Origin of the sequence: Butyrivibrio sp. Su6 (assembly GCF_900108105.1) — a bacterium.
In the GTDB taxonomy this organism is placed as follows: domain Bacteria; phylum Bacillota; class Clostridia; order Lachnospirales; family Lachnospiraceae; genus Butyrivibrio.
Map to the genome: position 1 here is coordinate 37,923 of NZ_FNUR01000003.1, position 17,351 is coordinate 55,273.

Genomic DNA, 17,351 nt, shown 5'->3' on the forward strand with positions numbered 1-17,351 from the left:
TCAATATCTAAAGATATCTTTTTGCCAAATCATAATCTGCCAAGCCTAGTTAAAAGATAGTCAGAGATCATATCTGCGGCCTTTTCATGGCTCTTTAACCCCGGATGCATACGGGAGCCAAATTCACCATCAAGCGTATTTGGAAGAGTCAGGTAAAAGACATTTGAATCGCCTGTTTCAGCCGTATATTCTGCAATTGCTTTGCTTATATTGGCGCTGATATCGTACCCCAGCATTCCATAAACCCACAAAAGGTGGGCATCAGGATAATAAGTGCGAAGTTTTTTCAGAAAACTGATTATGGCTTCCTCGCACCCTTTTTTGCTAAGAGGCTCATCTGCCATTGCACTGACCTCGCCGCCACTGCCGTTATATGCTGCAATGCCGGTTCCATCATTGGTTCCAAGATTTATAACAACTGCATCCGCCTGCCAGTCAGATGAATCGTAGGCTTTTGCAGCGCCAAGGCTTTCATTAAACTTGCCATGGGCAAGACCACAGATTTCATCATAGATTCCTGGGATATTATTTTTTCTCACCGCATCCCAGCTGCAATAAACACCCCATCCACCCTGTGAGATTATGCGGACATCGGCGTTCATCTTTTTTGCGATCATATTGATATAGTTATGACTTGATGACATATACATCGGGATCCAGTCCATATCATCACCGGCGCCATAAGTTCCCTCTCCAGATGAAATGCTGTCGCCTATAAATTCGATCCTGTGATCATATGGCGGAACCTCTTTAAACTGCCCATCACAATATAAGCCCTTAACGATCATATGACAGTCATCATCCTGGCCCATTGCCTGAAGGTCGCGGTAAAAGAAAGCTCTTTTAACTGTTCCTTCTGACATACCCCTGAAAAGACAAATATCATTCTCACCAGGCTGTAGCATACTGCGGCTCACCAGAGCTCCATTTACTTCAACCGCATACCAGGGCTCATAAACGCTGTAGTCCGCCTCAACCTTTATCCACAATTCCGTTCCACCTGTGCACACTTCTACACCGCTATTATTCCAAAAAAGAGGCAGCTCTTTCCTGTCATTTGGCCAGTTAGTCCTGCCATGAATAAAGAGCTGCTCCACTTCATCGATCCTGTAATACCGAAGGTTTTTATTTTTATCCTGTGGTTTCATAGCTATACCCCCTGTTTTTTCATACAAGGATATTTTATACCACATTCATAACAATTTACAGATATTAGCGTGACAGGGGTCACCCCCTCTGTCTACTATCTCATTTTTATCTTTCCGCTGCTTTTTCTCTCACGTTTATCATCATACATAAGCTCATCTGCCCGTTTCATAACACCGGCAACAGAGGTGTCATGCCCAGGATCAAAGCAGGCAAATCCTTTTGATATCCATATCTGTTCCCATGGATTAACACCGGATGCATTAATTTTATCTACCTGCACATCAAACTGTGCCAAAAGAACTGTTAAATTCTTATAATCCTCATTTTTCAGAATTACAGAAAACTCATCTCCGCCCATTCTAAATACCGGGCTCCGCTTAAATACTGAACTTATCATGCCACAGGCAGCATTGAGATATACATCTCCCTTATCATGTCCGTATTGATCGTTGATGACCTTAAGATTATCACAATCAAACGCCCCGATAGCAAATTCCAGATCAGAATCGCCCTTATCTATCTGCTCCTGCAGCTCCTCAGCCATTTTTTCATAGGCGCCCTTATTTTTCACATGGGTCAGTGCATCAACATACACCTGCTCATTCAGGTCATTTATATGTATCTTCGTATTATCAGAGAGCTTTTTAAAAGACCTGGTAAGCCTTCCCAGTTCATCATCCTCATCGTAAGGCAGGTCTATATCATAGTTGCCTTTTTCCACCTGTTCTGCCGCCTCAGTAAGCTGCTCAAGAGGCCTGGTTATGCGCCTGGTATATATCATCAGGAAAAGACTCGCCACCACAAGTACCACTACAGTTCCCAAAGAAATATTGAGAACAAGTCCCATCCAGTCTCCCTTAGTTTCAGATACCGGAACCGAGACAACAAGTCGCATGCCATTACTTAGAGGTAGCCACACAGCCTCTCTTGCCTCACCATTATACTGATAGCGGACAAAAGAGCTCTTTCCTGTCATACTAAATGGAATTTCATGCGAAACAGTCGCATCCGTCACATCAACACGTGGATGATAGAACAGTTTTCCATTCTCATCACTAAGATAAGCATATCCATCGTTGTAGAACTGTATGCTGTCGACTTCCTCAGCCATTGTCGAATAATCAACTTCTATCCCAACAACGCCGATAAATTGCCCCTTATAATACACTGGAGCATCATAAGAGATCACTCGAACATCCAGGTTATCAGTGATGTATGGAGTAAGCCAGATAGATTTGCCCTCGTGCTTAGGAACCGTAAACCACACAAGTTTAGAGGTGTCATTCACATCATAAAGCGTAATATCGGTGACTTTATGTTCTTCAAACCCCTGCCCCGATAGATTGGTATACCAGAAGCCTTTCACATTTGAAGAAAAAGATGGATCGATTCGGTAATAATATGTCAGAACTCCCTTCGTCTTTGATGCCATCATGCCAAAATAATCCCTGGCGTTTTCCACATGTTCAATTAGCTCATCGTCGCTTGTACCTTTTAAATCTTCTTCAACAAAAGAAACAACTCTTTCCACTGAATTCTGAACACTGTCAAAATAATAATCAAGACTCTGCTGCCCGTTTTTGCACAACATAAGAAGGAGTTGATCGGTTTTTCGACTTTCAGTTCTTCGTATAAAAACAGCACTTAACAGTGTCGTTACCGCCAGCGCCAGATATATGACGCATATGATTGTCACGGTAATTCTGGTTCTAAGTGAGCGCATTTCCTATCTCCTCGGGCGCCTCCTGCCCAACGCCAAATCCGTATAATAACCTAATATAATTGTACATTAAATACACTCTTTTTCGTTCACTTTAGAAAAATATAATAAGTCATTTGCATGAATCTGGTATTAATAATTTGTCTGAATCTGACCATTTTAATGATACCAGAAAATAGAGTATATTCTTTACCATAACAAAGCGTTAAAGGAGCAACTTATGAAAGTAGCAGCGATTAATGACCTTTCCGGCTTCGGCAAGTGTTCACTGACTGCAGATATGACAGTTTTGGCAGCAATGGGAATTCAGTGCTGTCCACTGCCAACAGCAGTTCTTAGCGCACAGACCGGATATCCTTCGTATTATTTCAAAGACCTGACCGGCATAATACCTGAATATCTGCAGGAATGGAAACAACAGGAAGAAACTTTTGACGGGATAATAACCGGATTTATGATGAGTGGTCAGCAGGCAAAAAACAGTTTGGAATTCATAAAAGGCTTCAAATCAGCAAGCACTAAGGTTTTAGTTGATCCTGTCATGGGCGATGACGGAAAAACTTATACCAACTTTTCAAAAGAGCTTCTGACGACCATAAAAGCCATGGTCAATGAAGCTGACATAATAACTCCTAACTTGACAGAGCTGTGTCTTCTGACGGATGAAAGTCCTGAGGAAATAATGAAGCTCAAGGGTGATGACCTGATAAGCGAGATCCGAAGACTTTCAGTCCTACTTGGCGGTGCTCACAACAGGATCATCGCAGTTACCGGGATTCCTCTTTTAAAAAAAGATGTGATCGGCAATTTTATTATGGAAAACGGAAACAGCAAAGTTATCACAACGCAAAGTAACGGAATTCATTATTCCGGAACAGGAGACCTCTTTGCAGCTATCTTTTTAGGCAAAATATTAAGAGGTGACAGCGCTTTTGATGCAGCGGATGCGGCAAGCTATTTCATATATACAGCCATTAAAAATACAGAAAAAGACACTGACCCAAGAGCCGGGATCTCATATGAAAAAAGTTTAAAACTACTAACAAATTGAAAACATAAAGAAAACTACACAGAAAGTGGGGAACAGACATGACACGAAGAAGCAGAACTTACACCTTAACACTTACCGGAATCTTTGCAGCTCTCATCACAATTTTCACAGCCTACATAGGCCATGTGCCCGTTGGAATAAATGGCGGATACATTCATTTCGGCGACGGACTAATATATCTTGCCGCCACCATACTGCCTATGCCATATGCCATGCTGGCAGGTGCAATTGGCGGAGGACTTGCAGATCTTTTGACTGCCCCTGCATGGACAGTGGCCACTGTTATAATAAAGAGCCTTATCGTGATCCCTTTTACCAATAAAGCTTCAACTATACTAAACAAAAGAAATATTGCCGCTCCGATCATTTCATATTTTATCTCAGCCACAGGATACTATCTTGCGGAAGCTCTTTTATTCGGAACTAAGGCAGCACTCATCACAAGCTTTTCCGGAAGCTTTGTGCAGTCCTTTGGCAGTATGATCTTTTTCCTTATGCTTGGTACAACACTTGATAAATTTGGCTTCAAAGCCAGATCGGAGGCCTGATATGGCAGATATACTCTACACTTATAAAGGCTCAATCTATGCAAATATTACCAATAAATGTAACTGCAGATGCACCTTCTGCATCCGCTTTGTAAAAGATGGCGTCGGCGATGCCGATACCCTTTGGCATAAGACCAATCCTACAAAAACCGAAGTCCTTGATGCCATACGTGATTTTGATTTTACAGGTTACGACGAGCTTGTGTTCTGCGGCTACGGTGAACCAACCTGTCAGCTGGACATATTGCTTGAAGCTGCTGCTTACGCCAAAAAAGAAAAAGGCCTTAAGATAAGACTAAACACCAACGGTCAGGGCTCGGTAGAAAATGGCCATGATATAGTCCCAGAGCTTGCCAAAGTCATTGACAGCGTCTCTGTAAGCCTAAATGCCCCTTCCAAGGAAGAATATGAAGAAGTAACAAGACCACTTCATTCCAACGGCTTTGAAAGCATGCTTGAATTCACAAAAAGATGCAGGGAAGAAATAAAAGACGTAAGATGGTCGATCGTCGATATCCTCCCTCAGGAAGAAATCGACCGATGCCTTGCACTATCACGCGAACATGATATTCCGCTGAGGATTCGAAAGAAAACTTGACGAGGTCCTTTCGAGCCTAGTGCGTAGCCACGCGAAGATAGGGACTTGCGACGGAACAAGCAAAGCTTGTTCCTAGTCCCTTTAGGGAAACCCGCGCAGCGTAGCCACGCGGAAGATGGGACTTGAACTTTTCTGCCAGCCCACAAAGCCAGTATGAAAGGAGGTTCTGACACCGTCTCCCGAAAGGGAACCCCTTAGGGAACCCCACTAACGTAGAGCCCTCACTGAATAGTACTTACTGTTTGTTATGATATTTCTCTCGGTATTCTTTGGGTGTCATCCCAGTTATTTCCTTACAAGATACAATAAAAGCGCTTTGAGAAGAAAAGCCTAGTGAATTTGCTATGACCGAATACTTAAGATCTGAATACTTAAGTAAGTTTTGAGCAGTATCAATTCTGGCTTCTTTTACAAATTGACAAAGCCTTATACCAACTTCTTTCCTGAACAACCGTGAAAGATATGTTGGGTTTAGCCTGACCACCTCTGATAAAGCGCCTGCTGAAAGGTCTGCTCCCAAATTTTCATAGATATAATCTATACATTTTCTGATATGCAATGAGATTACTGTTTCTTTACGTATCTCATTCATCCTCTCCGCAAAATCCAGGCACATATCCTTATAAAGTAAATAAACATCATCAACCTTTTTACACTTATCGGCTCTTCTAATATAGATATCTTCAATCGCAACGCCTTCGGTATGCCCAAGACCTTCTTCAATACATGCCTGAGAAATATATGATGCAGCAAGAATAAAATGATAAACAGAATTCCTTAATTTGTTTCCTGACAATAGCCTTTCATCAGTCAGAATGCCCGAGCCATTCTTCTTAAGAAGTTTCTTTACTGCAAGAGAATCACCTTGGCATATGGCTGTAGCAAGGTCATCAGGAATAGCCTGACTTGGGATTTCTGCCTCATTCATTTTCTGCTTATACAGATAAGCATTAAGTTCATTTCTTATTTTCATCGTTATTACCTACCCACGTGATATTTGCCACAAATTCTTAAATGTCTTTACATTGTTATATCACTTTTTTGATATAAAAGTATGTTTTTTAATATAAGGAATTCTGATAAGCTGATACATTGTGACAGAGGTGATTACGATGGGTAACAAGAATGATCTTACAACTGGAAGTGTATCTTCCAAATTTCTAGGCTTTTTCTTCCCTATGCTACTGACAAACCTTCTTCAGCAGATCTATTCCGTTGCCGATACTGCAATAGTTGGAAAAGGAATCGGTGACAACGCTCTAGGTGCTGTTGGAAACCTCGCTTCTTTATCCTTTTTCATAATAGGTTTCTCAATGGGAATAACTAATGGATTTGCTGTGATTATCGGACAACACTATGGGTCCGATGATAAGAAAGATCTGAAAAAAGCTATCGCAATGTCCATAGAGCTATCTGGCATAATTGCGATTATGTTGACAATCGTAGGATGTATTATTCTTAAACCGATTGTTCTGCTAATGCATACAGACATAGTAATCCTTAATGAATGTCTGACTTATGGCTACATCATTTTCGCTGGTCTGATCGTTACAATTGCTTATAATCTCTTTTCCGGAATTCTAAGATCACTTGGTGACAGCCGGACGCCTTTCATTGCTATCATAGTCTCTTCAGGCGTCAACATTGTACTGGACTATATTTTGATATTCATTTTCCATACAGGAGTTGGTGGCGCAGCTGCAGCTACAGTTTTTGCCCAGGCAATTTCTGCAATGATCTGTTTTGAAAAGATTCGTCATTTGCCGGAAGCGAGCATTACACCTTTTGATTTTCATCCCGATGCAAAAATGTCTTTCCTGTTGATGAAAAATGGAGCCGGCATGGCTCTGATGAATTCAATAACTGCCATAGGAAGTATGGTGGTTCAGGGATTTGTAAACAAATATGGTGTTACATTCACTTCTGCATATTCAGTGTGCACCAGATATCTTAACCTGTTCATGCTCCCGGCACTTACAGCAGGATTTGCCGTTTCTGCCTTTGTCAGTCAGAATTTTGGTGCAAAATTGCCAAAGCGCATAATGGGCGGTGTCAAGGTAGGTATCGGAATAGCCTTTGTATCCTATATTTTGCTCGGTAGCATTATGTTGTTTATGCCACAGCAGTTAGCTGGCTTTATGCTTAATGCTGACGATACAATTTTGCTTGCATCCGGGTATCTGCGTAAATGCGGTATCTTTCTGATTCTTCTTAATCTGCTTTTTATATTCAGAAGCGCAGTTCAGGGAATGGGATACCCTTTTATTCCAATGATGTCAGGATTCGCAGAAATGGCACTCAGAATTGCAGTGATAATACTTCTGTTGCATGGTATAGGATTTAATGCCACAGCTATAGCTGATGCAGTGGCATGGGTAGGTGCATTGGCTCTTAATGCAATTTCATTTTTTATCTACTATAAAAAAATGGCACATATCTCATTTTAAAATCAGTACAGGATTAGCTAATAATTGCTGAATCGAGCTCTTGTAGACATCTACTTCCATAATCCTTGAGATTGTAGTAATCCTTTTACCTGCATCCTTACTTGAAGCACCACAATGGTACAGCTTCATGTTATTAGTGGCGTTATCAATAATACTTTTTTTCGCTTTGCTATAAATCTTCTGATATGCAACATCAGCTTTAAATGGTTCCCCATCTAGTATTAATACTTCCTCATCATTTAAATCATTGTTAAAAAGCTTCATAAAATCAGAAAGATCACTTTTTCTGACCATTTCAGATTCAATTCTTTTAATGGCTTGCGAGTGTTCCTCAGTCATGGCAGCTATCGTTAAAAGATTTTGTCCTGAAATCATAGTTTTATTCTCAATGATGTGGTCCTTCATCTTCTTAAACAGCCACACTAATTTCCTGCTTTGTTCTACTGCAAGTTCACCCTTCAATACCGTCATAAGAAGATAGACACCCTGTTCTGTAAATGCATGTGGCGGAATTCTTCTTCCACCCCAACTTGCTATCCGATTTTTGGATTTCAAATTACGAAATTCCTCAGCAGTAAGCTGGAACATGAACTCCTCTCCCACAAAGCGCTCCTTATTATTCTTAACCTGCTCGTTAAGCTTACTTGTTGTGTACCCATATATTTCAGCAAGCTCAAAGTCAAGCATTACCTGCACTCCACGAACAATATATACCTTTTCTTCCAAATCTCTATCATCCAAGAGTAGAATCTCATTCTTTTTCGTCATTGGCAAACCTCTCTGTAACATATTACATTTATATCTATTTTCGCTTATAACTTGCTATCCGAATTTTGGATAGCAAGTTTTGTATCACTTATATAACTGTATGCTTTAAGAGACGGCATATTCTTGTCCGCCTTTCAGAACTGATGTTCGAAATCATTCTATCATACTTTTTGGATTATTGCACTAGGAAATCTATTTATGAGCTATCGGTGCAAAGATATATAGATATAATGGGCGCAAAGGATAACGATTGTCCAGTAGACAAAAATTAATTTTCCGGTACGGAAAGCTCTGTAAAAATAATAGGCGAGGCGCTCCATTGAGAAGCGCCCCGCCAGTTGTCAGTCTATTTTTTACGGCTCATTATGCCTGCAACTGCTCAATCTTGTCCTGCAAACGGTCTATTTCTGCGGAGTATTTCGTATTCCAGTCCGTTCGAAGAAGTTCGATCTGTTTCTTGTAATAGTCTGCGGCCCGTTTCTTATCTCCCATACGGATACAACAAAGTGCCATGGATGCATAGGGATCCGTGTAGCGAGGCTTAGGCATACAATCAAATGTCATCTGCCAATACCGGATTGCCTCTTCATACTCTTCATGATGGGAAAAGGTATTGGCCACGGAAAATAATACGCTCCAGTCTTCCGGATATTTTTCTACCAGCTTTCGATATGCTTCTTTTGTTGCTTCAAATCCGTTTTCATATTCCTCGATGAACACAACATAGAAGTCATTCAAAGTGTTAGGGTTCTTTTGAACGGACTCCTTCAGAACTTCTCTTGCCTCCCGAAGTCTGCCGTCATCAATCAGATTGTCCAGCAGATAGAAGTAGATCCGAATATTCTTTGGTTCAGCCCTCAGGATCTTATACAGGTCCTCGATCAGTTCATGATGATTTGCCGCATCCCAGTCAAAGAGCTTTCCATCGCTGCCGAAGCAGATATTGTTGATATCGCCCTTTTCGTTGGGGCGTAGTTCCAGCGCCTTTTTTGCACAGCGTACTGCCTTTTTCTTCAGATTCTCTGCCTGATAGCGATAAAGATCTGCCAGCAGAGAGATTGCGTCATGATTCGTCGAATCCGCTTCCGTTTCGCCAAGAAGGAAGCTTTCCTCATTCTCGAACTCTGCATTTGACAGCACTTTTCCATATTCAATTTTCTTCGCGATACTCTCGTAGTGTTTCTCAGTGGAGTATTCAAACAGATCATCGATCTGTACTCCAAAGAGCGATGCGATATCCGGGAGCATGGTCATCTCCGGGAGGGAACTGTCTGTCTCCCATTTACTGACCGCCTGACTGGTCACTCCAAGTTTCTTAGCAACATCCGACTGGGAGAACCCCTTGGAGCGCCTCAGGTCTTTAATTTTCATTCCTATTGTTTTCATAAAACCGCCTCCGATTGTTGTATTCATGATCATGTAAGTTCATTATATGTATCATTCGTACAACTATCAATTTCAAATTAGTTGGTTTTATGAAACCATTGGTTGTTTTTTAGGCATTCTCCACGTTCTCCACGTCATCCGTCCCCTAGTTCCATTTCAGCTGTGCGATCCTACCAAGGAAGATGGAACTGCGACAGAATTGACGAGATGGGACTTTGAGCAGAGCACTTGGCGAGGTATTTTCGAGCCTAGTGCGAGCCATGGGTGAACACTTGACGAGGTCCTTCCGAGTCTAGTGTGAATCCCTGAACCCACGCAGCGAAGCTGCTGGGTGAGAGTCCCCTTCCGCACAAAATAAAAGGACCAACTCATTCGAGTTGATCCTTTTGTTTCGTGCGGAAGATGGGACTTGAACCCACACGACATAACCAGTCACAAGATCCTTAGTCTTGCTCGTCTGCCAATTCCGACACTTCCGCATTTTCTATATATGTACAAACCGCTTCAATTGCACTAGATAAAATCTAGTGCAGGAGAAGGGACTTGAACCCTCATGTTGTTGCCAACACATGGACCTGAACCATGCGCGTCTGCCATTCCGCCACTCCTGCGTGCAACGTAGTTAATGATACTCACTTTCAGCCACACTGTCAAGGCTTTTTAACACATTATTTTAGATTTTTTTCACAATTTTCAAAGCCTCGTCAACTTATCTATGTAAAAATACATTTTCTTCATAACATCGGAAATATCCTTATAGTGCAGTGCACAAGCTGCTGCAGCCACTGCAAATACTGCTGCGCATATAAAGCTTACAAAAAAGAAATTCACAAATCCAACTGCAAGGAAAATGCTGGCGCAGGTAAGAAAGCCTATGATCGCAGTGAGTGTCCTCATCAGTTCCTGGTGAAGGACGGTTGCCTGCATTACTATTCCCTCTCTTTCTGAAAATACCTCATCCTCAGAAAGCACTTCAAAATCAAGCTTTTCAAGGTGTCTTAAATAATCTCTGAATCTCTTTTCCATATTTCCTCCATGATGTTAATACCAATAAGTCCGCTCCCAAAGGAGAGTCTAGGAATATTATACTATATTTCGTTTATATTTACACTATTGTTTACAGCTAACAACTCAAGAATATCCCGATTAAACTGATCATTTTGAGCTATCGCCTTTTCAAGATCAATTCCTTCCTGGTCTGGAGCGCATTCACCACAGATATCAACGCCCATCACTTCTTTCCCTGTCAAAAGAGCCTTCGTAAACTCCAACACTTCCAAGGCCGTAAATTCGCCCTGGTCCCAGTTGGTTCTAAGATAATCTGTCCTGATCACATCCTTATCAATCGAAAGATAAACCGGATACTCCGTCTCAGGAAGCCTAACTCTAACACTACCGGCGTCGTCACTCCCATTACCCAAATCCAGGATCACATCTTCCCTGTCATAGAAGTGCACTCGGCATCTATCCGCCTCATCAAGCTCATCAATAAGCTTTCTATCCGCCCCTATCACATGCACATCCCGCACATTCGCATTTGTATCAAGTACATTTTTTACCCAACTCCCACAGGAGAGGATATCTCCAAACATTGAGGGCTGCATGTCGGGGTGATGATCCAGAACCACAAGCGAAAAAGGCTCTTTTACCATATCCAGCAAAAGAGCTGACATATAATGATAGTTCCCTGAATCAATGAAATGAATTCCATTGGCAAATGCATGCAGATTAACCGTGTTTTCTCCGCGCTCCGCATCAATGATTGCCTCTTTGATAGCCGCCTTAGCAGCATCATCGCACAGGCAGTTTGTCCCCGAAATGTCTTTTAAATCCAGGACTTTTCCACAAAATGAAGAGCCTTTATCTACTCGATAAAAGCTCTCTTCATCATAAATACCTGAAAAATTAAATACCGAAAATTCTGCCTTCATATCAAGTCCTTATATCTTCAGACACTCCACATATCAAGTCATCTTGCAAGATCAGCCAGATGTACGACCGCATCATCTGCAATAAGGCTTTCGCCGTGCTCCTCTACAACCATAGCTTCCGGAGCATTTACAGTGAGCATCTGAGAATACTCAACTCCAGCTCTTCTCATGTCATAGATAATGCTCTCATTGGCGGACATAAGCCCTGCAATAAGATAATAGCGATCCTCATATTTATACAAACTCGAGTCAACAATCGGAAGTCTCTGAACAACCTTGGCAAATCTCTTCACTTCATCAAAATTATCAAACTCCATCATGTATCTTGCATACTCTGAAAGCGGCTGATAACTTGTAGTAGCCTGCTCCATAGCCGTCGGATCAAAATCATCCTTGCCATATATTCTATTGATAGTATCTGTTACATTTGTGATAACTTCATTAAGCGCAACACCTTTTTCCTTGCCGGTTTTGGCTTTGATGTCGTCCACCTTTTCCTGAGTCAGCATTTTAAGGATAGTATCGGCTGCTCCACGAATACGGTCTGTTGCTTTCTGAATATCTTCATTGCTCATCTTAACTGCGAAGATGCGCACACTTCCATCCATCATCATGTTTTTGCTCATCATCATGACCTCAGTCTCCGGGTCATAATCGAGCTGCGCCCCAACTTCCCTGTTGAGTTGTGCAAAAAACGAAGTAGTGTTTTCTGCACCTTCTATAACTGCCTCAGGAGTAAGCCCAATTTCATGAAGTTCTGATGCCGCAATACTGCATTCTACTGTGGTTGCATTCATTTTTACTATAATCATTACGCATCATCTCCTCTCCTTGGATACATTTCTCCATTTTTGTACTGTAATTATATATCTCAGGATTAGCACTGTCTAGGTGAGAGTGCTAAAATTTCTATTAACACTCTATAATATTACAGTAAGATTATCGGCTATCATGCGTGAAAACTAAAGTGTTAGTACTTATTTCCTGATGTGCTTACTCTTTTCTGCGGCATCAAGTACGTCAGGTGTAGTGCCCGTCTCGCTATACTTTCCAACGAACTCGCACCTTATTGTCACGCGGTTCGCGCCTCCAAGTGTACAGGTAAAAAGAGTCAGATCCCAGTCTCCTGCTTCCATTTTCTCAACGTCATAAGCTCCCAGAGTCTCCATATTGGTGACCTCATAGTACTTACTCATGCCGTTCATATCAGTAACAATTACCACGTCACCGGAAGTGAGCTCGCTCAATTTACCAAAATGCTCAGTGTAATTGTGCCCAGCTATGATAAGGTCATCGTCGTACATGCTGCCTTCATATCTGCAGACAGCATACTTGGCATCCTCCTGACTCCAGGAACTCTGCACAGGTAAAAGAAGCTCCAAAGAAGGAATCTCAAGTGTACCCACAAAGCTATGTCCGTCCACATCAACAACAGGCATTTCCCCGGATAAATTCTCCAATACCGTGCCCGGCATCTGTTCAATGACGCCCTCAAGCATTTCATCGGAGGCTGTGCCTGCCTCAGACGATTCATCAAGATTATGTTTTAGTAAAAAAACTGCTATAAAAATAAGAGCAGTACCGATCAAAATATACTTATGACCAATATGATCTTTATGCATTCTGCCTCATTGCCTCTTCAATCGCATAAGAAAGCTGATCGGGGCATGATGTATTTTTAAAACCACACTTAATGCCACGAAGCTTTGCTATGGCATCCTCGCACTTCATTCCTTCTACAAGCTTGGAAATTCCCTGCAGGTTGCCGTTGCATCCATTTGTAAATTTCACTGCACCTATTGTGTCTCCGTTAAGCTCTATATCAATCTGTGTTGAGCATGTGCCTTTTGTCTTGTAAACCATTATCTCTTACCTCTTTTCTCTAACTTTATTATATCAAACTTCAGCCTTTTATACATTTGTTAAAACCACGTGATCAGTAACAAATATATATTTTAATATACAAAATTGCACCCTGTGGCTGACCACAAGGTGCAATCAACATTGATCACATACACATACTAAATCCGGCTGCCCTATCTGTCAACCGGCATTCTTCCTGTTTGCCCTGATTCCCTTGATAATAAACAGGGCTCCTGCTATCAGCAATATAGGAAGTGGCCACCAAAGCTGACCTGTCTGTGGAAGTCTTCTTGCACCAAGTACTGCAGGAAGATTTCTAAAAGCTCCTAAAACTTCCGGAAGATCAGGTATTCCAGGTGTTTCCGGTGTGTCTTCTGTTGGTGTATCCTCATCTGGCGTATCAGGTGTTTCCGGCGGAGTCTCAGGTGGAGTTTCAGGTGGTGTCTCCGGCTCATTATACGTGTTTTCCAGAGTAAAAAGAATCACCTTGCTGCTTTCACCATTATATGAGCTTTCGCTTGTACTTACCGTATAAGGAGAGTCACTGCTGATATTCTCTTTTATGGTCCAATCGTGAGCTGTAACCTCTCCTGACTCCCCCCTGTAATCCATATCAGACCAGGAATAGAACCAGTTATTTGACGCACTGAGCTCAACTGTCTGAACCTTTTCTCCATCTCTGTAAAGATCAACACTTATATATGGAGGGCGCTTATCCTCATTATCTGTATCTTTCCAAACCTTTCTTATTTCATAGGTCTTTGGATATTCCTGAGAGCACTTAGCTCTTAACACAGGTGCGTATACAGGGTTAACCCAGGTGTCATTTGCATCCGTTGTTGGTACTGAGATCAAAAATGTATCAACTGCATAGGTACAAGCCTCTACTGGATCATATAAAGCTTCTGTCCTTATCATGTAAAGTCCCAGGTGAAGCCCATCAAAAAACGCTTCTCCATTTACGTCAGAAACTGCATGTGCAGTAACACTCATATGACTGTATACGTAAGGCTCAATGGTATCAATTATTACATCCCACTGGCTCTGATCTGTAATGCCGTTAAGATTGGTCACAGGCTGATCTTTAAGCTCATCTATCAGTGTAAACTCACCATTTTCACTGATATCTGCCACCAGATATGCATCAACCTCCATGCCTTCAAGGAGCTTGTCATCAAACTTAAACTGCAAAGTCATCTGCCCCTTATCCTGCCAGCTCATATCGATAAGGTTCCTTGCTTGAACAGGAAAAGAAAAACTTCCAAGCATCAATAATAAAACAGCCACAAACATCACTATTCTGTTAAGATTTCGTGTCAGTTTTTTCATCCTTCAACCTCAATTTTTTGCTACTTTTTTTGCCTTAGGTTTTCTGGTCATTACCATAAATACTATAAATGCAATAAGCAGCATTGGCGCTCCAATAAAAGGCGCTATCATAAGTGTTCCGTACCTTGTTGCATCTGCCGGTACGATAAGTTTTGTTTCTTCATTATAATCAACACGCTTTGCTCTTACAAGGAGCCTGTGAGTATTTACACCATAAGGCGTACAAGTCACCAGCGTGACGTATTCTTCTCCATCTACTATTCCCAGTCCTCCGGTATCTTCCGGTAAAACTATGCTTATGTTATCAACCTGATAAGCAAAGGTCTGATCCAGGATATGTAGTAAAAATGTATCTCCAACGATCATCTGATCAAGATCTGTAAAAAGTTTTGCCGAAGGAAGTCCTCTGTGCCCCGATAAAATACAGTGGGTACTTGTTGTACCTGTTGGAAATGAAGACCCTTCAAGGTGTCCTATTCCCATCTGTAAAACTGTTTCTTCAGTTCCGTGATATATCGGAAGTCTCACTCCAATATTTTCTATTTCTATAGTTCCTATAACTCCCGTTCCTGTCGGATCAAGGGTGTCATAGTATTTAGCCTTAAGTTCACCGTCCAATGTTAAAAAAGAACTCGACTGCGCCTTAGCAAGTCTCTCATTAAACTCTTTTGCAGCCTTCCAGTAAGAAGAATAATCTTCTGTAGTAAGATTGGCCAGTGCTTCATCATAGCTTGCCACAACTCTGCTCTGGTGTTTTGTATTGATATAGTTACTTATTGAGGGATAAAGAAAAATCGCAACACCCACTATAAAGATCAACCCAAATATAATGTTGGGGAGCTGACTTTTCAGTCCTTTATTTTTTTTCATCTATTACCTGACTCATTTACTTGTTTTTTTCTTCAGGGGGAATCCATTCCCCCTGAAGACTGAAACTAACAAGATTCAAATATATATAAACTTTTTCATACCCCGTAAATTATTCAGCGTTCTGCTTTCTGCGAACGATAAAGTACGCAGCCCCTGCAACTATAAGTACAACACCAAGTACATAGAAAATTGTTGTACCCATTCCACCTGTTGAAGGAAGAATTGAACCAGCTGTATTTTCAACTGTAAGTGCTGTAAATGGCGCTCCATTTTCTTCATATCCAACTACGTTTACTGCCTGGTGATTATTGTCATCACCCTGCTCAGTTGCAGTCTTAGATGTAATTGTAAATGTAATAGGTGCTGTAAGGAGGTTATATCCCTCAGGAGCCTTTGTCTCTGTAAGCTTGTACTGATCAGCATCAAGACCTGTAATCTTTATAAGACCCTTATGCTCTTCATCGGATGGTGTAACAAGAGTTGTTGTAGTTGTCTCATCACTTGCTGTAGCAACTCTGTACTCACCATTTCCAAGATCTACAACTTTTATTGCTTTAGCATCCTTAGTGTTAAGTGAAAGTTCAAACTCTGCTCCTGCAAGCTTTGTTCCGTTGCCATCATTCTTAACAATATCAAGCTTGTATGTGTATGTTCTTGTCCAATCCCACCCTAAATCTGGATGATTGTCGTATGTTATGCGGGATTTGTTGTCATTACCAGCTCCGAAAGCGTTTGAATCATCACCTGTAGGAATTCCAATAACAGCATTTTCATTAAGTACTGCGCTGTAAGTAATTGTAATAACAGTATCTTTAGCAAGTGCTGCAATGGCATCATCATCAAATGTAATGTTGAAATGCTGATTATCATTATCAACATAATTGACTGTATAGCCCTCTGTTAACGTATCAACCTTTACAGAACCCTTAACAAGGTCAAGAGATTTTGTCATTTCATCTTCAAACTTAAGTCCTCTAACACCAGGCTGTACAGTTATTGTACTCTTGAAGTTTACAGTCTGTCCGATATCAGCATCATCTTTGTCACCGAAGTCTCCTGTTGAATCTTCTTCAACCTTCTTATCTGTAGTTGTTGTTCCGTTCTTATCAGCTACTTCTGCATTAGGATTTGTGCTATTAACTGTTACAAGAGCACCAGTTGTTGTCTGAATGAAATAGTATCCGTAAGGAAGATTTGATACTGTAAAAGCTTTATCAGTATTTTCTGCATCTTCAACGACTGTTGCAACTAGATCAGCATCTGTAACGTAAGCCTTAATAGCTTCAATATCAGCTTGTGTAAGTTCTTTACTAACAGCATCACCTGTTTTATCTTTATTGGCTGTGTAAAGAACATTTCCTGCTGTATCAACCTCAAATCCAGCTGGAGCTTCCGTCTTTCCTGACACAAGCTTATAGCTTATGTTAGTTCCATCTGTTGTAGCATCAAAGACCTTATAAATTTTATAAGTTTCATTTGCATGTGTGTTTTTTACTGTGATTGTAGCAGCTCCTGTTACTCCATCTGCCCTAGTGACTGTTTCAGCTGCGCATACGCTGATGCTAGCACTCATGATCATTGTCGCTGCCAGCACGCCTGTTAGTAGTTTCTTTAGTCCTTTCATTTGTGTCCTCTCCTTTGAATCTTGTGTTATTTCTTAAATGTATTTTGTGCCAATGGCACCTGTTTAA

General features: G+C 41.3%; 17 protein-coding genes and 2 tRNA genes. 4 read left to right on the forward strand and 15 right to left on the reverse strand.

All coding sequences use genetic code 11. The annotated features are described in order from the left end of the window. Window positions 1–29 precede the first annotated feature (29 nt). Entirely contained in the window at window positions 30–1,148 is a 1,119-nt protein-coding gene (locus C4S54_RS04370; RefSeq protein WP_160110676.1) for an SGNH/GDSL hydrolase family protein, read from the reverse strand. A gap of 95 nt (window positions 1,149–1,243) precedes the next feature. After that, window positions 1,244–2,872, reverse strand: coding sequence for a sensor domain-containing diguanylate cyclase (locus tag C4S54_RS04375; RefSeq protein ID WP_103868452.1), 1,629 nt, complete (start codon window positions 2,870–2,872; stop codon window positions 1,244–1,246). Window positions 2,873–3,089: 217 nt separating this feature from the next. Between C4S54_RS04375 and C4S54_RS04380 the strand changes: the two genes are divergently transcribed. From C4S54_RS04380 to C4S54_RS04390, 3 genes are read left to right on the forward strand one after another with little or no spacing between them, the layout of a single operon-like run. Next, window positions 3,090–3,920 carry a pyridoxamine kinase gene (locus C4S54_RS04380; protein ID WP_103868453.1) on the forward strand — a complete coding sequence of 277 codons (831 nt, stop codon included), beginning with the start codon at window positions 3,090–3,092 and terminating at the stop codon, window positions 3,918–3,920. A gap of 38 nt (window positions 3,921–3,958) precedes the next feature. Beyond that, a complete protein-coding gene (locus C4S54_RS04385; RefSeq protein WP_103868454.1) occupies window positions 3,959–4,468 on the forward strand; it encodes a TIGR04002 family protein in 510 nt (169 codons plus the stop codon). Between the two features lies 1 nt (window position 4,469). Further along, window positions 4,470–5,066, forward strand: coding sequence for a TatD family nuclease-associated radical SAM protein (locus C4S54_RS04390; RefSeq protein ID WP_103868455.1), 597 nt, complete (start codon window positions 4,470–4,472; stop codon window positions 5,064–5,066). 235 nt (window positions 5,067–5,301) lie between these two features. Here C4S54_RS04390 and C4S54_RS04395 read toward each other — a convergent pair whose 3' ends face one another. After that, a complete protein-coding gene (locus tag C4S54_RS04395; RefSeq protein ID WP_034443365.1) occupies window positions 5,302–6,039 on the reverse strand; it encodes an AraC family transcriptional regulator in 738 nt (245 codons plus the stop codon). Between the two features lie 139 nt (window positions 6,040–6,178). On the opposite strand from C4S54_RS04395, the gene C4S54_RS04400 reads away from it, so the two are divergent. Next, window positions 6,179–7,513, forward strand: a complete 1,335-nt coding sequence (locus C4S54_RS04400; RefSeq protein ID WP_103868456.1) for an MATE family efflux transporter — start codon at window positions 6,179–6,181, stop codon at window positions 7,511–7,513. On the opposite strand, the gene C4S54_RS04405 is transcribed toward C4S54_RS04400, so the two are convergent. The 12 genes from C4S54_RS04405 to C4S54_RS04460 form a co-directional block, all read right to left on the reverse strand. Then, complete coding sequence (locus tag C4S54_RS04405) at window positions 7,505–8,281, reverse strand: ORF6N domain-containing protein (RefSeq protein ID WP_103868457.1); 777 nt, start codon at window positions 8,279–8,281, stop codon at window positions 7,505–7,507. The genes C4S54_RS04400 and C4S54_RS04405 overlap by 9 nt on opposite strands. Window positions 8,282–8,644: 363 nt before the next feature. Continuing rightward, complete coding sequence (locus tag C4S54_RS04410; protein WP_103868458.1) at window positions 8,645–9,667, reverse strand: helix-turn-helix domain-containing protein; 1,023 nt, start codon at window positions 9,665–9,667, stop codon at window positions 8,645–8,647. Between the two features lie 394 nt (window positions 9,668–10,061). Beyond that, a tRNA-Leu gene (locus C4S54_RS04415) sits at window positions 10,062–10,146 on the reverse strand. A gap of 49 nt (window positions 10,147–10,195) precedes the next feature. After that, window positions 10,196–10,278, reverse strand: a tRNA-Leu gene (locus tag C4S54_RS04420). Window positions 10,279–10,360: 82 nt separating this feature from the next. Next, window positions 10,361–10,693, reverse strand: a complete 333-nt coding sequence (locus C4S54_RS04425; protein WP_103868459.1) for a hypothetical protein — start codon at window positions 10,691–10,693, stop codon at window positions 10,361–10,363. A 62-nt stretch (window positions 10,694–10,755) separates the two neighbouring features. Then, window positions 10,756–11,598, reverse strand: coding sequence for an arginase family protein (locus C4S54_RS04430; RefSeq protein ID WP_103868460.1), 843 nt, complete (start codon window positions 11,596–11,598; stop codon window positions 10,756–10,758). Window positions 11,599–11,636: 38 nt separating this feature from the next. Beyond that, window positions 11,637–12,410 (reverse strand): adaptor protein MecA, encoded by a 774-nt coding sequence (locus tag C4S54_RS04435; protein WP_103868461.1) that lies wholly within the window; start codon window positions 12,408–12,410, stop codon window positions 11,637–11,639. A gap of 165 nt (window positions 12,411–12,575) precedes the next feature. After that, complete coding sequence (locus tag C4S54_RS04440; protein WP_103868462.1) at window positions 12,576–13,220, reverse strand: sortase; 645 nt, start codon at window positions 13,218–13,220, stop codon at window positions 12,576–12,578. Beyond that, window positions 13,213–13,461, reverse strand: a complete 249-nt coding sequence (locus tag C4S54_RS04445) for a TIGR03905 family TSCPD domain-containing protein (RefSeq protein WP_103868463.1) — start codon at window positions 13,459–13,461, stop codon at window positions 13,213–13,215. Before C4S54_RS04445 ends, C4S54_RS04440 begins: the two co-directional genes overlap by 8 nt. Before the next feature lie 180 nt (window positions 13,462–13,641). Further along, window positions 13,642–14,790: a Cna B-type domain-containing protein gene (locus C4S54_RS04450; RefSeq protein ID WP_103868464.1), complete on the reverse strand. Its 1,149-nt coding sequence runs from the start codon at window positions 14,788–14,790 to the stop codon at window positions 13,642–13,644. 9 nt (window positions 14,791–14,799) lie between these two features. After that, a complete protein-coding gene (locus tag C4S54_RS04455) occupies window positions 14,800–15,660 on the reverse strand; it encodes a class C sortase (protein WP_103868465.1) in 861 nt (286 codons plus the stop codon). A gap of 109 nt (window positions 15,661–15,769) precedes the next feature. After that, a complete protein-coding gene (locus C4S54_RS04460; protein WP_103868687.1) occupies window positions 15,770–17,284 on the reverse strand; it encodes a SpaH/EbpB family LPXTG-anchored major pilin in 1,515 nt (504 codons plus the stop codon). Between the last annotated feature and the right edge of the window lie 67 nt (window positions 17,285–17,351).

Bases quoted from the DNA above. Each gene is read 5' to 3' on its own strand.
- C4S54_RS04370 (WP_160110676.1), bottom strand. From the start codon at position 1,148: ATGAAACCACAGGATAAAAATAAAAACCTTCGGTATTACAGGATCGAT.
- C4S54_RS04375 (WP_103868452.1), bottom strand. From the start codon at position 2,872: ATGCGCTCACTTAGAACCAGAATTACCGTGACAATCATATGCGTCATA.
- C4S54_RS04380 (WP_103868453.1), top strand. From the start codon at position 3,090: ATGAAAGTAGCAGCGATTAATGACCTTTCCGGCTTCGGCAAGTGTTCA.
- C4S54_RS04385 (WP_103868454.1), top strand. From the start codon at position 3,959: ATGACACGAAGAAGCAGAACTTACACCTTAACACTTACCGGAATCTTT.
- C4S54_RS04390 (WP_103868455.1), top strand. From the start codon at position 4,470: ATGGCAGATATACTCTACACTTATAAAGGCTCAATCTATGCAAATATT.
- C4S54_RS04395 (WP_034443365.1), bottom strand. From the start codon at position 6,039: ATGAAAATAAGAAATGAACTTAATGCTTATCTGTATAAGCAGAAAATG.
- C4S54_RS04400 (WP_103868456.1), top strand. From the start codon at position 6,179: ATGGGTAACAAGAATGATCTTACAACTGGAAGTGTATCTTCCAAATTT.
- C4S54_RS04405 (WP_103868457.1), bottom strand. From the start codon at position 8,281: ATGACGAAAAAGAATGAGATTCTACTCTTGGATGATAGAGATTTGGAA.
- C4S54_RS04410 (WP_103868458.1), bottom strand. From the start codon at position 9,667: ATGAAAACAATAGGAATGAAAATTAAAGACCTGAGGCGCTCCAAGGGG.
- C4S54_RS04425 (WP_103868459.1), bottom strand. From the start codon at position 10,693: ATGGAAAAGAGATTCAGAGATTATTTAAGACACCTTGAAAAGCTTGAT.
- C4S54_RS04430 (WP_103868460.1), bottom strand. From the start codon at position 11,598: ATGAAGGCAGAATTTTCGGTATTTAATTTTTCAGGTATTTATGATGAA.
- C4S54_RS04435 (WP_103868461.1), bottom strand. From the start codon at position 12,410: ATGATTATAGTAAAAATGAATGCAACCACAGTAGAATGCAGTATTGCG.
- C4S54_RS04440 (WP_103868462.1), bottom strand. From the start codon at position 13,220: ATGCATAAAGATCATATTGGTCATAAGTATATTTTGATCGGTACTGCT.
- C4S54_RS04445 (WP_103868463.1), bottom strand. From the start codon at position 13,461: ATGGTTTACAAGACAAAAGGCACATGCTCAACACAGATTGATATAGAG.
- C4S54_RS04450 (WP_103868464.1), bottom strand. From the start codon at position 14,790: ATGAAAAAACTGACACGAAATCTTAACAGAATAGTGATGTTTGTGGCT.
- C4S54_RS04455 (WP_103868465.1), bottom strand. From the start codon at position 15,660: ATGAAAAAAAATAAAGGACTGAAAAGTCAGCTCCCCAACATTATATTT.
- C4S54_RS04460 (WP_103868687.1), bottom strand. From the start codon at position 17,284: ATGAAAGGACTAAAGAAACTACTAACAGGCGTGCTGGCAGCGACAATG.